This is a genomic window from Nocardia cyriacigeorgica NBRC 100375 (assembly GCF_000308555.1).
GTDB lineage: Bacteria > Actinomycetota > Actinomycetes > Mycobacteriales > Mycobacteriaceae > Nocardia > Nocardia cyriacigeorgica.
On the sequence record NZ_BAFY01000210.1, the window covers coordinates 1 to 15,874 of the forward strand.

Annotated in this window: 11 protein-coding genes; 4 read left to right on the plus strand and 7 right to left on the minus strand. The window is 61.3% G+C overall.

The features are described 5' to 3' along the window. A partial coding sequence (locus tag RJ05_RS30170) for an AAA family ATPase (RefSeq protein WP_217999013.1) occupies positions 1 to 2,019 on the plus strand: 2,019 nt, incomplete at its 5' end. A gap of 107 nt (positions 2,020 to 2,126) precedes the next feature. Continuing rightward, complete coding sequence (locus tag RJ05_RS31050) at positions 2,127 to 2,888, plus strand: HNH endonuclease (RefSeq protein ID WP_138445582.1); 762 nt, start codon at positions 2,127 to 2,129, stop codon at positions 2,886 to 2,888. Between the two features lie 771 nt (positions 2,889 to 3,659). On the opposite strand, the gene RJ05_RS21585 is transcribed toward RJ05_RS31050, so the two are convergent. Further along, the gene (locus RJ05_RS21585) at positions 3,660 to 5,084 is read right to left on the minus strand and encodes an ApeA N-terminal domain 1-containing protein (protein ID WP_036539997.1); all 1,425 of its coding nucleotides are present in this window, start codon (positions 5,082 to 5,084) and stop codon (positions 3,660 to 3,662) included. Positions 5,085 to 5,559: 475 nt separating this feature from the next. Here RJ05_RS21585 and mobF point away from each other — a divergent pair, with 475 nt between their 5' ends. Next, positions 5,560 to 9,720, plus strand: coding sequence for a MobF family relaxase (mobF, locus tag RJ05_RS21590; protein WP_051016796.1), 4,161 nt, complete (start codon positions 5,560 to 5,562; stop codon positions 9,718 to 9,720). A 50-nt stretch (positions 9,721 to 9,770) separates the two neighbouring features. Here mobF and RJ05_RS21595 read toward each other — a convergent pair whose 3' ends face one another. The 5 genes from RJ05_RS21595 to RJ05_RS31055 all read right to left on the minus strand — a co-directional run bounded on the left by RJ05_RS21595 (position 9,771) and on the right by RJ05_RS31055 (position 13,319). Next, positions 9,771 to 10,568, minus strand: coding sequence for an aldo/keto reductase (locus RJ05_RS21595; protein WP_051016797.1), 798 nt, complete (start codon positions 10,566 to 10,568; stop codon positions 9,771 to 9,773). Beyond that, the gene (locus RJ05_RS21600; RefSeq protein ID WP_081597464.1) at positions 10,565 to 11,194 is read right to left on the minus strand and encodes a 3'-5' exonuclease; all 630 of its coding nucleotides are present in this window, start codon (positions 11,192 to 11,194) and stop codon (positions 10,565 to 10,567) included. The genes RJ05_RS21595 and RJ05_RS21600 overlap by 4 nt, the downstream gene beginning before the upstream one ends. Next, positions 11,191 to 12,354: a hypothetical protein gene (locus RJ05_RS21605; protein ID WP_036539998.1), complete on the minus strand. Its 1,164-nt coding sequence runs from the start codon at positions 12,352 to 12,354 to the stop codon at positions 11,191 to 11,193. Before RJ05_RS21605 ends, RJ05_RS21600 begins: the two co-directional genes overlap by 4 nt. Before the next feature lie 333 nt (positions 12,355 to 12,687). After that, entirely contained in the window at positions 12,688 to 13,074 is a 387-nt protein-coding gene (locus RJ05_RS21610) for a hypothetical protein (RefSeq protein ID WP_051016799.1), read from the minus strand. Further along, positions 13,071 to 13,319, minus strand: a complete 249-nt coding sequence (locus tag RJ05_RS31055) for a helix-turn-helix domain-containing protein (protein WP_138445583.1) — start codon at positions 13,317 to 13,319, stop codon at positions 13,071 to 13,073. The genes RJ05_RS21610 and RJ05_RS31055 overlap by 4 nt, the downstream gene beginning before the upstream one ends. A 165-nt stretch (positions 13,320 to 13,484) precedes the next feature. On the opposite strand from RJ05_RS31055, the gene RJ05_RS21615 reads away from it, so the two are divergent. Then, entirely contained in the window at positions 13,485 to 14,297 is an 813-nt protein-coding gene (locus tag RJ05_RS21615) for a class I SAM-dependent methyltransferase (RefSeq protein WP_036540000.1), read from the plus strand. Here RJ05_RS21615 and RJ05_RS21620 read toward each other — a convergent pair. Beyond that, the gene (locus RJ05_RS21620; protein ID WP_162140637.1) at positions 14,292 to 15,479 is read right to left on the minus strand and encodes a helix-turn-helix domain-containing protein; all 1,188 of its coding nucleotides are present in this window, start codon (positions 15,477 to 15,479) and stop codon (positions 14,292 to 14,294) included. The genes RJ05_RS21615 and RJ05_RS21620 overlap by 6 nt on opposite strands. Positions 15,480 to 15,874 lie beyond the last annotated feature (395 nt).

Genomic DNA, 15,874 nt, shown 5'->3' on the forward strand with positions numbered 1-15,874 from the left:
CTGTCCAGGGTCGACCACTCCGCCGTGAGCAATACGAGGTATCGCGAGTTCGAGCAGTACATTGCCAGTCTGGCGAATCTAAACCGAAGCGAAGTCTATACAACGTTTGCGTCAAAACCAGGAAACATAGGCGTCCGGCTAGAGCAGTCGAAGCGGGCTCGACAGGCACATGTGCTTGTCGTGCTCACAAAGTCGAAAGACTACAACCAACTGCGAACGGACATAGATGCGATCACAAGGTATCAGCGCGATCATCGTCCGGACGCTGAGGTCGTTCTATTCTCGCATATTGGTGGCCGGTGGCTTCCTAGGGCACTAACCTACACTGCAGGTGACACCACAGCCCTGAGGATAAAGCCCTTTCTGGATGAACTGCTTGAGGTTGAGGTTATACCGACGGCCAGCGAGCCGAAGCTGACCCAGGAAGAAGTCTCTGAACTGACTTTCATGGTTGATCCGGATGGCAAGCAACTTGCGACAGCAGCATATCCAGTCGCGATTCTTCGGCGAAGCAGTTGGGATGATTACGGCTATAAGACCATGTTCACGCTTGAGCTTCTTCCCGAAGCAGGGGATTCAGTGGCCATTGGAAGAGTGAAAATCCTACATAGAGAGCAAGAGTCTGGTCAGACTCCAATACCATATGAATTCCAGAAGTTGACACCGAATTATGCCTCTCTCGGACAGAGTTACACCTACTATGAGAAATTGAATACCCTTAGTGAGGCGCTCTCAAAGCGGGTGATGATATCGCTGAGGGACATGGTGTACCGAGATTCCATCAGAGAATCGTTTGAGGATCACGAAGGATTCGAGCTTTCTCTGACCCGTACTGGGACCGCAGAAAGAGCCCTCGAAGACGCTCCCGCACTATTTACCAAGAAGAACTACGCGCCAACTGGCCTGCAAGGAGCCGGATTTGAGTTCACGACGAATACTGGCGGCAAAGACTTCACCATCGCTTTTTCGTTTGGACAATCCGACAAATTGCCCGATCGAATTAACGGCTTGATAGGCTACAACGGCACGGGGAAGACGCAACTCTTGGCCAAGTTGGCTCTCGCCGCCACCAGCGACAGATTGACCAGTCCGAAAGATGCCAACGAGCATGGTGTAATTTCTTACCACGAATCAGGAAGATTCAGCTCAGTCATCGCCGTATCCTATAGCGCCTTCGACACCTTTGAAGTCCCGAGCTTTGAAAACGCCTCCCCTACGGTAGATACGGAACACAGCCACTCTGCAGACCTGGCTGAGTCGCTCAAGGACCGCAGTGATTACGTCTACTGCGGCTTGCGGATGTCTCCTGGAGACGTACAGTCCGGAAACGTTGGCCACGCTCTCAAAAGCGTCGATATAGTGATGTTCGAATTTAGGGATGCGCTTTCGATAGCGCGTGAGCGCGGCAAGAGACCTATTCTGCGCATGGCGCTGCGAGCCCTCCAAACCGATCCGTCTTTCGCTCGCATAGGAGTTCCACTAGAATCCTCAATAGACAATTACGAATGGTGGGTTAAGAAACGCATTATAGAAAGTTTGAGCACGGAACATAAGATTGTCCTCAATATTTTGGTACAGATAGTTGCGAGAAGCGTGCCAGGAAGCCTAATTCTGATCGATGAGCCGGAGTCTCATCTCCACCCCTCTCTCCTAGCGGCGTTTATGAAGGCCCTCAATACGATCTTGCGGCGACAAGAATCTTTTGCCATAATCGCCACCCACTCGCCAGTCGTATTGCAGGAGATTCCACGGCGGTATGTGAAGATATTAAAGCGAGTGGGAGATAAAACTCGCATCTCAGTACCGGAACTGGAGACATTTGGCGAGAACGTTGGAATATTGACATCGAGTGTATTCGATCTAGATAGTGCTCAAGTAGACTTCCATTCAGTGCTCAAGAATCTTGCTTCCAGCATGTCGCTCACTGAGATTGATGCGTTGTTTGACAACGAAATGAGTGCTCAAGCGCGGGCTTATGTGCGCGCACTGCACAGACAGGCCCGGGAGCGTGCCAATTGATGTATCTCTCGCCACCCACTCGCGATCCAGTTGATGACTACGAAAGAACCATCACGCGGCGACGCAGTGAAGGTGTCTCACTTGTTCTGCAGGGTGCTCGCAACGCTGTGCTTGCCGCCTACAACGGATATGCAAATGCCGCTGCCGATCCCACGGCATATTCTTCAGTTATCAAGGATAAGGTCATCGCGAAAGTGTTGCGCGAAAACTATGACCTGGTCCAGGAAAGTAGAATTCTCAGCGACTTGCGCGAAGAGATACTAGAAGCCGCGTTCATTAACAAATGTGCCCTATGCGGCTTCGGAGAGGTCGGCTCGCTCGACCATTACTTGCCGAAGAATAGATATCCTGAGTACAGCATACTACCTTACAACTTGTTGCCAGCCTGCGGGGTTTGCAACCTAAAGAAGCTTCAAGAGGTAGGGGATACGGAGGGTGGAAGGTTTCTGCACTCCTACCTGGACCGATTCGAATCGGTCGGCCCCCTCATCACGTGTGAAATTACAACGTCTGGCGAAGAGCTTGTAATTAAGTACGCCCCGCGGGATAGCCTGCCAGAGAAAGTGAAGCGGATTGTACGGTACCACTTCAAGGGGCTTGATTTGCAAGAAAGATATACAACCGCATCTTTGGATCGGATACTCGGGGTCTATGATCTCTTAGAGGAGGCGTACCACGATGAAGGCCCAGCAGGTGTGGCTTACGAAGCCAAGCGGCGCGAAACTAATTGCCAGAACAAGTTCGGAAACCAGTACTGGGAAGTAGCCCTATACCGGGGTATGCAAATTAGCGAGGATTTCTGCAACAAGGGATTTGAGTTGGTGCGGAAACACGGCCCGGACGGCCCCACCCTTTGGCTGTGCAACTGAAAAGAGTTCAGCACCCGAGAAGCGGTATCGCTGAATCTCCCACGGTGTGGTGGCGGACCTTGATGATCGCGCCGTCGGGCCAGGAAACGTTAGAAGGTGTCACCGTCGCGGGCCCGGTTCTTCATATAGAGCCATGTCGTGAGTCCGCCGCCGCACATATTGTCGCGACTAGGCATTAGGCCCATACATTCCATGCGCGAATGGGCCTAGCCGATATGCCCGCATAGCGAGGGCATCATTACGACCACCTACGCCCAGGATTGACTCGGCGGAACGGACGGTGCACCATGCCGAGTCGCGGAAGACACGAAGCACTCACCGACGAATGGCACCACACCCTCGCATGCTGGTGCCCCAGGCCTGCTTTCGAACGCGCCGGCCTAGCCGGACTGGACTCGAGGACTTCCGCACCGCTCTCGACGCCATGGACAACAACACCGCACCCCCAGCCGACTTTCGCCAACTTCTCCCTCGCCTAGCACCGCCTCGAAACCGACCCCGGCATTCCACTAACCGTCGAACCAAGATTCGGCGGACGCCCCGAATTCATGCCGCAATACACGGCACTCACCACCTACATGTACGCCGTCAGCGACCTCGAACCCGTCCGAACCGCATTCGAAGCAGTCCGATCCTGCATCGGCACCTACGGCCAGCACTACCCCGACTTCATCCTGCGGATACGCGCCGAGTTCCTCGCCGCAGAGCAATGGCGCCGATCATCACCTCGGCGTCGTCCAGGTGTACGAGTCGGTGCTTACTCTGCAGGCCTCAACGCGACTCAACCAGGCGATTGATCACTGTTTTGGGGCAGCCGAGTAGTTGCAGGGCGTGGGCGCGTACCATCAGTTCGAGGACCTTCACCACCTGATTAAGCTGATGCGCGTCGTAACCCTTCGTACCGTGTGCCAGATCGTTACGGATGATCCGAAGACTATCCGCCGTGCTAGTGGCGTTGATTGGCGCAGACTTCGCTTCAACGATCAGGGCCTTATCGTCGAGCTGCTTGTATAGGTCGCCGGGCAGCCGCTTTGCCAGCCAGCTCATCGCTGCCGTAAGGCCCGCCGGTGGATACTTTCCAAGATTTCTTTCCAGGAACTTGAGTTGCGACTTGTCCAACACCGCCGCAGCCGCCTCGATCAGGTCATTGCGGGTGGCCTGGTGCTTCGTCGTGCGTCTATCGAAAGATGACTTGGTCCCGTAGCCATGCGTCCCCTCGATCGCCTGGAGTAGGAGGAGGAAGCGAGACCGCGGGTGCTGGTCACGGGCGTGAAGCATCGTCCCGTACGTCTCGACCAAGGGGTGGTGCTTCTCAGACATGCTCTGCCATCGCCGCACGATATCGAGCAAGGACACTTCATCAGTCTTGAGGCTTAGAGGTGAGTTGACTTCACGTACGTCGTCAAGTCGGGACTCGTATGGAGCCTGGGTGATCCCACTACCGAAGACCTGCAAGCTGCGGTCGTACCCTTCAATGTCCGATAGCTTCAACACGGCGCAGGTAAGCGGCTCGGCACGGCCTGTCGCGATCGAAACGACCTTGCGAATAGGCTCCACCCAATCGTCGAGAAGTGCACCGAACAGCATCCCGCGCTCGAACTCAACTCGGATGACTGGACTAAAGCCCATTCGAAAGCTGAAGGGATCGAACGTTCGGAACGATCCGTCGAAGTCCAGCGATAGCTTCGCTACGTCATCAGCCCACGATTGCGAACGCTCTTCGCTCAACTCAGCAGACCACGTACCCGCTCCCGCCCTCGGGAACGTCGTCTGCTTGATCGGCGAGACGCCAGCCACCGCATCAAGCCCACCGATCTGGATCTCGAGCCCCTGGAACTCGACTGGCTCGTCCGCGGTCACGTCAGCCAGCGTTAGCAGAGCAGCGGCCGCGTCGATCATGGCTTGGGAATCGAACCAGTAAGTGACCCTCGCATTCACCAACAGGACATGGCCGCCGCTCGAAAGCCGACCAACCAACTGTGGGACATCGACGTACTGAGGGAAGCCTGCTCCACCGCTTTTCAATTGCGCCGCGATGTGGGGAAACTCGCCGTGCGCGCTGCCCTTCGGCGGCTGGCCGGAAGAGAGCGTGAGCGCGCCATGGGCAAGGAAGGTCTCGCCAGTATCCGTAGGCAAGTCCCAAGTGACGAGGTAATCGTCTAGGGCGAACGGGAGCTTCAGTGGGGACGATGTCATCAGTCGCGAACCTTCTTCCGTGGTGCGCCTTCAGGCTAGGCCACAACTGCTCGTAGATCTCAGTGCACGCCGAGAGCCGACCGTACGGGGTGCGTTCTGAAACCAAGAGGTCAGGATGACACATGCTTGGCTAGCGCAACGGCAGCCGGTGGCGCCACGACGGTCGGATGCTCACGGTGAGCGCGCATCTCACCTCAACCGGGCGCTTCTAGCACACTCGGTCGAACTACAACCTCGTCCTCCGCACAATCGCCCGACGCCAAACCAACAAAAGCACCCCTTCCCCCCTGACGCCAACAGCTGCTCCTACGCACCTTCACCCATCACCTTCTTCCCCAACAACAAGCAGACCTCTTGCATCGCAGGTCGTCTCCAGCTAACAATCATGTAACGACCAGGGTATTCGTCAGATTTTACGCAATTTAGGTGTGGTTGTGCTCTCGAAATCCGTAGGATTCGCGCGCTTCCTGGAGATATGACCGCGACGCTCCACAAGGTCGCCGCGGGCAACGGTTACGAGTACTACCTCCGCCAGATCGCTGCCCACGACGAATCCACACGAGGCCGCACCAGCCTGGCTGACTACTACACCGCCCGCGGCGAATCCCCCGGAACCTGGTGGGGTACCGGGCTGCCCGCGCTCGGCCTCAGCGTCGGCCAGGTCGTGACCGAGGACCAGATGGAAGGTCTATTCGGCCTCGGCCGGCACCCGGACACTATCGAGATCGAGGCCCGCGTCATCCGCAGCGAAATCCGCGCTGGGGCCACCGACAAGCAAGCCATGCGCGCCGCAGACCTTGCCTCCCGGCTCGGCGTACCGTTTCGCCTCCCGCCGGAACGATCCGCGTTCCGGACACGATGCGCAGATGCCTACACCGAGCACAACATCGCGCGCGGTCTCGATCCTCGCGCCGCGGTTCACGATGAGCTGCGGGCAGAGATCCGAACCAACGTCGCGACCGCCATGTTCGCCGATGAGTTCGGTCGCCCACCATTGAATCCGCGTGAGCTGTCCGGTTGGGTGGCACGCGCGTCCCGCCCGAAGTCCCGAGCGGTTGCAGGATTCGACATCACTTTCTCGCCGGTCAAGAGCGTGTCCGCGTTGTGGGCGCTGGCACCCCGTCCGATCGCCGAGCGCATAGAGGCGGCCCACCAGGCCGCGATCGACGATGCGCTCGGCTGGCTCGAACGCAATGCCCTGTTCACTCGGTTGGGCCGTAACGGGGTTCGCCAAGTCGAGGTTGAAGGGATCATCGCCGCACGATTTCAGCATCGCGATTCCCGTGCGGGCGACCCAGATCTGCACACTCACGTCCTGATCGCCAATCGGGTTCGCACACTCGACGGACGCTGGCGCACCGTCGATGGCCAACCTCTCCACCGGGCCGTGGTCACGGTTTCGGAGATCTACAACACCCGACTCGAAGACCACCTCCACACCGAACTCCGTCTCGAATTCACCGAACGCACCGACACCGACCCCGCAAAACGCCCGATACGGGAGATCATCGGTATCCCTGCATGGCTGGTGCATCGGTGGTCGAAACGCGATGCGGCGATCACTCGCCGGCTGGATGAACTGGCCACTGAGTTCCAGCAGCGCTGGGGGCGTGAGCCCGCCCCTAGCGAAATGCACGCCCTCGCCGATGAAGCCACGCTGCTCACTCGACCGGCCAAGCACCATGCCCGTTCGCTGGCAGACCAACGCCACGACTGGTTCCGCGAGGTAGCGCAATGGTGCGGAAGCCCAGCAGGCGTCACCGACATCGTCACCATGGCACTGCACCCGCCACGTATAAACCGCACCGAACCAACGAGCGAGTGGATCGCTGAGACGGCACAGACCGTGATCGACGTGGTGTCGACACACCGCTCGACCTGGCAGGCGCACCATGTGCGGGCAGAGATCGAGCGCCAGATCCGCGGGCGCATACACCCCGACCAGTGGCGCTACGCGACCGAAGCGATCCTCACTGAAGCACTCTCCCCGGGACTGGTGATCGCCCGTGGCGACCCCGACATCGCCGCCCAACCCGACCTCGCGCATGTGCCGCCCTTGCTGTCCCGCAGCAACGGCACCAGCGTCTACACCTCAGCCGGTGCGACCACATACACCAGCCCCCGCGTCCTCTCGATCGAACGTGAACTGATCGATCTCTCCCTCGCGCCGGGGACACGCACCCTCTCCGATGCCGCGATCAGCGCAGCGGTCTCCGACTACAACAACCGTCACCCCACCCGAATGCTGAACGACGGGCAGCGGGCCGTGGTAACGGCGTTTGCCACATCTCCACTCCAGATCTTGACCGCCAACGCCCCCGCCGGCACCGGAAAAACTACTGCTATGCAGGTACTCACCGACGCCTGGACCCGAAGCGGCGGAACCGTACTCGGCCTCGCGCCCACCGCAGCCGCCGCGGCCGTCCTCGGTGAATCCATTGGAGCCCGAGTCGAAACCGTCGACAAGCTTCTCCACACACTGGCCGAACACGCACCTAAACGCACCGACACCGGGCATCCGTTGCCGCCGCCTTTGCCAGAATGGGTACTTCAGATCGATGATCGAACGCTGGTGATCGTCGACGAACACGTCAAGATCGGAAGCGCCAAACGCCTGGGGCTACTTCGATTTCTGACAGTCCGCGGCGCGACGATCCGCTGCATCGGCGACGACCAGCAGCTGCCTGCGATCGAGGCAGGCGGCGCCGACACCGACATGCACCGCCACCAGCAGCTGATCACACTCAGTAATGTCGTTCGGTTCGCCGACCCCGGCGAAGCCCGCGCCAGCCTGCAGCTACGCGACGGCGACCCCACCGCACTCGGCTGGTACTACGACAACGAGCGAATCCATACCGGCCATCACGCCACCGCGACCGACCAAGCCTTCCGAGTGTGGGCCCATGACGACAGAGTCGGACGGCACGCGCTGATGCTCGCCGCCACCCACGATCAGGTAGCCGACCTCAACGCCCGCGCCCGCGCACACCGCCTCAACCGGCAACCGCCCGATCCCAACGAACTCACTGTCGTCCTCGCCGATGGCCTGCACGCATCTGCCGGTGACACCGTCCGTACATGCCACAACCATCCGAAACTCCGTCTCGACCGCCATGACTGGGTACGCAATGGCGACACCTGGAACATCGACGTAGTCCATCCCAACGGCGCACTGACCGCCACCCGCCTCCGCGACGGCCAACGCACCAGTGCACAGATCGTCCTACCCGCGCACTACGTTGCCGAGTACGTGCGACTCGGCTACGCAACCACTATCGATTCCGCCCAAGGACTCACCGCCGACACCTGCCATGTCACCCTCACCGGCAGCGAGACACGCCAACAGCTCTACGTCGCACTCACACGCGGAGTGATCGCTAACCACGCCTACCTGTCCACAGCACTCGACGGTGAGCCAACCTCATTCCTCACCGAACGGGCCACTGCCCCACCGGCCGCCACCGACATCTTCATCCGGATGCTCAACAACGACGGTCGTCGACCGTCCGCGCACACCTACCTCCGCGACAGCCTCGACCCGTTTCAACGAATCGGCCGCGCCGTCGATATCTACCTCGACACAATCGGCCTCGCCGCCGAGCACGCGCTCGGCGCAGACGGCCTGGCCCGTCTCGACATCGCAGCCGAAGCAATACACCCCGGACTATGCGACGCTCCCACGTATCCCGTACTGCGACAGCACCTTGCCGTCCTGGCTCTCACCGGCGCTGACCCCACGGCTGCGCTTCGAACAGCAGCCGCTGAACGAGAACTCGACACTGCAGACGACGCCGCCGCCGTCCTCGACTGGCGTCTCGACACCACAGGTCACCACAACCGCGTCCCCGGTCCGCTGCCGTGGCTCCTCGGCCCACCCGTTGAACTCACCACCGAATCCGACACCACCCAGGTCCGAGCCCGCGAAGCCATCGTGACCAGCCTTGCCGACCAAATCCGCAGCGACGCCCACCTTTGGACCGCCCACACCGCACCCACATGGGCTCAACCACTGCTCCATGACCGGCACCTGGTCGCCGATCTCGCAATCTGGCGCGCCGTCCACCACATCGCCGATAACGACCCGAACACCACCGGACCACCCCGCTACCCCGCCATCGAACGCGAGTACCAGGCAGCACTCGACCAGCGAATCCAGACAGCACTCGACCGCGCCGAACACCCCGCTCGAACCTGGGCGCCACTGGCCGAACATATTGATCCCCGCTTGACCAGCGATCCCACCTGGCCCGCCATCGCTACCTGCATCGACAACACGCACCATGCGGGCATCGATATCGCCGACATCCTCACCACGGCCGCCCGACAACGTCCGCTCCCCGACGACTACCCCGCCGCCGCACTCTGGTCGCGCCTACCGGCAGACGTAACCGACGCCCGGTCGGCGGCTGATCCGATTGCATCCCCCGGTCATCCCACCAGCCAGTATCGGGACACCAACACCGCGCCATCGGACGACGCCCCTCCGGAACGAATGGAACCCGCGCAAGCCGCAATCCAGCAGGCACTCAGCGCTTTACTGGACATCGATCCCACAGCAGAGCTCGACAGCATCGATGAGTTCAGCGACTTCCCGGCCGCCGACGTCCAGGTTCCCGACATCGGTCTCGACATGTAGCCAGCCGCGCCGCAGCGCTTCCCGTTGTGCGACGAACCGTAGGTGTGTTGTCAGTGACCCCACGTCATCGACAATGCAGCAAGGTTCGATTCCAGATGCTCGAGTGAGCCCGTGCCCGGAATGAGAAGGACGGCCGGCGACTGATCGAGCAGCCATCGAATCGCCGACGCCGGCGTGCCGTCTTCGAGGACATCACCACACGCCAGCGGCGCGAAGGGCACGAATGCGATGCCGTGTGCAGTGCAGAAGTCCAGCACCGCACGTTGGCTCTGGTCGTGCAGGTTGAATCGGTTCTGCACGGCCGCGACCTGCACGATTCGCTCGGCTTCGAGGATCTGGTCGATGGTCACTTTCGACACTCCGATGTGGCGGATCTTGCCTTCGTCGCGCAGGGCTGCGAGTTCGCCGACCTGATCTGCCAGCGGCACCTTGGGGTCCACCCGGTGCAGGTAGTACAGGTCGATCCGGTCGAGCGCGAGTCGGCGGAGGCTCATCTCTACGCATTGGCGCAGATACTCTGGTCGGCCCACCGGCGCCCACCTATTCGGTCCCTGCCGGGTTAGGCCGCCTTTGGTCGCGATGACCAAACCGTCCGGATAGGGGTGCAGGGCTTTGCGAATGAGGTGTTCGACCGTGGCAGGGCCATAGGCGTCTGCAGTGTCGATGTGGTCTACGCCGAGTTCGACGGCCCGGCGCAGGATGCGTTTGGCGTGGTCGGTGTCAGCCGGGTGGTACCAGTGGCCGGGGCCAGTGAGTTGCATACTGCCGTAGCCGATTCGGTGTACGGGCATGTCGCCGCCGACGCGAAATACTCCGCCGAGCACGCCAGCGGTATCGGTACTGGTCATGGGAGTCCTCCGATGCCGTCGAACAGCTTCAGTTCGGGCTCGGGTTCCTCCCCGGCGAGAGTGATACCACCGGCCTCGAACAGGGCGGCAGCAGTCCGGGGTTCAGGGCCGTTGGTCGCCAGATCAACGAACAGTCGAGCAGTCACGAGCGCGTCGTACTCCGCACGGTGCGGTGTCAGTCCGTCCGGCAGCCCGTCGGCCAAATCGCGGTGGGCGACCAGTGCGCCGAGTTTGTGGGACGGAAGGACCCACGCCTTGCGGGCAAGCCGCAATGTGTCGATGGCTCGAGCCGGTTTCCAGCCCGCCAGACTACGGGTGAGCACGTCGAGGTCGATGCGAACGTTGTGCCCAACCGGCACGGCGTCTCCGAGGACCTCGCAGATTTCTTCGGCGACATCGTCGACCCGTGGACACTCGGCGACATCATCGTTGCGGATGCCGTGGATCTTTCTGGCCTGCCAGCTAATCGGCGTGGGTGGGCGCATCAGCCATGTGCGGGGCCGACCGATCCGCCCACCTTCGACCAAGACGGCAGCAAGCTCAACCAATTCGGGCGGCCGAGCACCATTACCCTCTACATCGACAACGACGTAGTCGACCTCCGACCAGTGTCCGGCCGCGCTCATGCAGTCTCCCCTTTCCAACCGATATCGGCGCGACCGTGCCTGCGATCGCGATGCGGGTGACGCTCATCGTGGACCTGAAAGCCCAGCCCATGTTGCAGGAAGTACCGGGGTTGCTCGTCCAAGCCTTTCACGACTGCGCAGCGATCAGTGATCGCCACAATCTCGAACTCCTCCGAACTCGTCAAACCTGCGGCGAGCTGCCTCAACTGTGACTCGGTCGGTGGCCTGTGTGCACTTGCACACAGCTCGAGCTGTTTGATCGGACAGATATCGCACAACTCACGAATCCCATAGTGGCCGTTGTAATCCGGCACGCCATGCGCGAAAGACACCGCGCAGCTGGTCTTACGGAACAAGGGTCCGCCACCACCGAACGCAGTAAGGACCCTCTGTTCCAGCGTTTCCGGCACGATCTTGCGGCGCGCGGTTTCATCGTAGGGCTCGGGCAGCCCGTTGGCGCGGTAATAGTCGGCGATCTCGTCGCGGTAGAACAACCCGGTGAACACGGTTGCGTGGGCATGCCGACTCAACTCCACCGCGCGAGCCAAATGCGCGGCGGTGTCGTTGAGGCCCGGCACCAGTGGCCGCCAGTACAGCACCACTCGGTATCGGTCGGCATTCGCAAACGCCGTGCGCAGCGAGCGCGCGGCGATGCCGCTGTCGACCGGTTCGATCCGTCGATCGTCGATTCCGGAATAGGTGACCAGCACAGTAACCTTTACGTTGCGCAACTGGTTCAGCCGCTGACAGTCCTCTGGGTCGATCCGATAGCGCGTGATCACCAGGACATGGTTGGTCAGGCCCCGAGCGTCGAGATCCTCCAGCACGGCGAACGTGTGCGTCTTGACGCGTGGAAGCATCGGGTCGGTCGCGCGATTGAACACCTGGACCGGGGTGATATGCGGCTGGAAGTACGGATGATCGACCAGCGCTCGGACAGCGTCGGCATCGCTCATCAGCGCCCGCGGCTGCCGCATATCCCACACTCCATAGGTGTGCCGTATGCAATACGCGCAATCCAACGGGCAACCCTGGATGTGATTGAGCGACAGCCCGGACTTCCTGTACTCCACCACCTCGCGTGCTCGAACCGGCAAAGCATCGACCTGAGCGCGGGTCAGCAGCGGCACGGTGGGCAGAGGGCGATCAGCGCTGGTCATGCTGCACGTCCCTCGTTCTCGGTGCCGATAAGCCGTTGCGATTCCTGTGCCCATGACCGGAGCGCCGCCGCTACTCGGGCGAGCTCTGCGATCGGCGGCAACACCACTGGTGTCGACGCGAACCGCGATACACGAGGGGTTCTGCGCGGCAATTGAGGGTGCATGAATACTCCTAGTCGATTACGAAGGGTTAGCGGCGCAGGCATCGCCGCATCGAATCAGCGGCGGCCCGACACGGCGCCGAAGGCTGGATCAATTCGGGTGGTGATCTAATATCGTTCGGGAAGTTCGGTTTTGGCTGATCTCAGATCGGCGGATAGTGCGGCAGGCAAGCTACCGGCGCGGTTTCGGGTTCGGGGTGTCCGAATCGGGCAGCTGATCACGGTCGGGCGGCGTGAGCAGTGCGGCCAATGGCCATCTGGCGATCGACTGATGCGGGTTGTCGACCGGAATCACCTCGGTCACCTCCCGAAGCAATCGCTGCGGGACCTCACCGCCGACGTGCTCGAGGGTGGGCACGATAACCGCCTCGGCACCGGACCGGCGCACAGTGTCGATCAGCCGGGAAATCGGGTCGTCAGCGGTGCCGGTCAAAGCAACCGTCTTGCACAGCGTGTAGCCGGTCCGGCTCGCGACCGATCGAATTCCGGTCTCATGCCATGGCTGGTGTTCGCCGGAGATGTCGCGCCGCAGATATCCGACAGCTCGCGGAGTGCTCATGACGCAGCGGCCCCGATCGGCACGTCGAGCGCCGCTGATCCGCGCTGGATAGCGGCGTAGCGGTGACCGTTGGCGGTGAGAACCCACCCGCGCGGTGTCTGCCACACCAGGCCACGGCGGCTCAGTGTCAGCAAAGCGATACGGCAGCGGACCGTGGAGAAACCGATGGAACGGGCGATGGTGGTGACAGTGAGTACGCCGCCCGGTTGTAAGGCGGCGAGTATTCGAGCCTCGGTACAAGTCATGGTCACCTCGATGGGGTGCGATGTTGGATCGCGCCCCAGCCAAGGATGAAGGGCACCCGGCCGGGGCACTGACTTGATCGTCGGCGCGTAGGAGAGGGACAACTGGCAACGGTGTTGTCAATTCACGGCCCTGCGGGTGGGCGAGGCCCGGGTATCCTGCCGGACATGACCTCGACTTCATCGGCCATCGGCGCAAACCGTGCTCTGTGGGACGAGTGGGCGGCTATTCACGCAGAGGGCAGCTGGTACGACCTCGATGCGGTCCGCCGGGGCGCCGATAAGCTCCGGGACTATGAGGTCGACGAGATAGGCGACGTCAGCGGCATGTCGATGCTGCACTTGCAATGCCAGATCGGCACCGACTCGATCGCGTGGGCACGTCGCGGGGCGACGGTCACCGGGGTGGATTTCTCGCCGGTCGCCGTGGAGAAGGCCACGTCTCTGGCTTCGGATATCGGCGTGGAGGCGAGCTTCGTCTGCTCCGATGTCATGGAGCTCGATAAAACCCTCGAAGGCGAGTTCGACATCGTCTACGCCTCACGTGGAATTCTCGGGTGGATCCCGGATTTCGCGGAGTGGTCACGGATCGTTGCGCACTTCCTGAAACCCGGCGGATTCCTCTACCTCACCGATATTCACCCCGTCGCCAAGGTCCTGGACGACGCGAGTAATGAGGTACGAATCGCACGCCCCTATTGGCCACGACCGGAGCCGATCCGTTACGACGTGCGCGGCACGTACGCCGACCCATCGGCGAAGGTCGAATCCTCGAGTAAGTACCTCTGGACGCATAGCACCGGCGAAGTGATCACCTCGGTAGCACAGGCCGGAATGTGTGTCGAGTTCTTCCACGAGTTCCCGTGGCTCGACCGGCCCTGGCCATGCTTGAGCCAGGAAACCGACCGCACATTCACCCTTCCGGATGGGGTTGAACTTCCGATGTTCTTCTCGCTGAAAGCGCGCAAGCTCTCGTCATAGCAGCCCCATTCCGCGAGCGATCTGGCGGAGGTCACCGCTGAAGGTCCGCTTGCGGTCCAGCAGATCGGCAACCTGCTGACGTCCGAGCTGGTCAGCCATGACAATGTGCGGCGTCGTGCGCCAAGCAACGGTCAGCGCCGCGAGTGCATCGTCGAGGTCTCCCGCCATTGTGTGCGCGCGTGCACGGTGCAGGTGGAAGTAGCAGGCCCGGTTGACGCTGCCCAGTTCTTTCCCGTTCAACCCGGCGCAGGCATCGAGCGCCTGGTTCGGCTTGCCCAGATCAACGAATATGCCCGCGCGCTGTACGGCAATATTGGCCGGCCCGAAGATCAGGAAGTGCCGGTCTGCATCGGTGAACGCGAGCTGGTTGGCCGCATCGAGCAAAGCCATCGCCTCGGACTGCGCCCCAGCGCGTGCCGCCGCCTGAGCCCCATACAGTCGCAGCACCCCGAGAACATGCTGAGCATCTACGGTCGGCGGCTGCTGTGCCAGGATATCGGCGCTATCGACAGCGAGTGATGCGGCATCGTCCGGTCGCCCACCGATCATCAGTTCATTGCAGAGCGTCGCCGTGACGGCGGCGACCAGCACCTTGTCGTCTGCATTCTGTGCCGCCGCTGCCGCGCGGTCCAGTGCCAACCTCGCGTGCACATGATCGCCACGGTGCCGCAACTCGAGCGAACCGAGGCGGTACAGGTTGGCCAGCACCGTGTAGGCGGATGCCCGTAACCTCGCGGTCGTGCTCGTTTCCGCCAGTTCGACGGCATGACTGATCAGCTGTGGCAGTCTTTCCGCGGCTGATAGATATCGCGTGCTCGACCGGTTGTACGTGCGCCGCAAGGCAGTAGCCGCGCGCACCAAATCGGCATGCGACACGGAGGTCTCGGAGGTAACACCGGTCAACATAGACGCAGGGCGGTCCAGCATCCGGGCAAGGTCGCTCACCGGGCGCTGCTGTGCAACAGGCCTGTCTTCACTCTCGCCCCTCAGCTGCGATTCCGAAACACCGAACACCGCGGCGAGCTCCCGAATCGTGGACACCGAATCGATGGCGATGACGCCGCGCTCGACCTTCGTCACCCAAGACGACGAACGGTGCAATCGCAGCGCGAGCCCTTCCTGGGTCCACCCCCGGGCCCGACGAAGTACCTTGACTCGCCGACCCAACCCCGAATCTGCCACCGCGCCACCCCGATTAGACGATGCTCGACAACACAGATCCTCTCACAGCGGCTCCGCGCACTCACTCAAACGACGCGTTCCGAATACCGGCCGCACCATTCCACCTGGCGCCGTCGCCGAAAGTCGGGTTACATAGTGGCAGGGAGAATCAGCGGCCAGGTAGAGGATTGCCGTGTTCATATCACCCTTCTCCCGACCAGCTCGTAGTTTCGAACAGCTCAGCAGCCATGAGATCCAGCCGACGGGCGACAGCTATGTCCGTTGAACCGGGCTCGTCGCAGCTCCCGCGCTGGGCGTCTACCAAAGAGGCCGCAGCTCACAACCGTGTACATCCGGAAGTGCTTCGCCGCTGGAATCGGCAGCGCGACAAACATTCCTGGTTACCACGACCCATA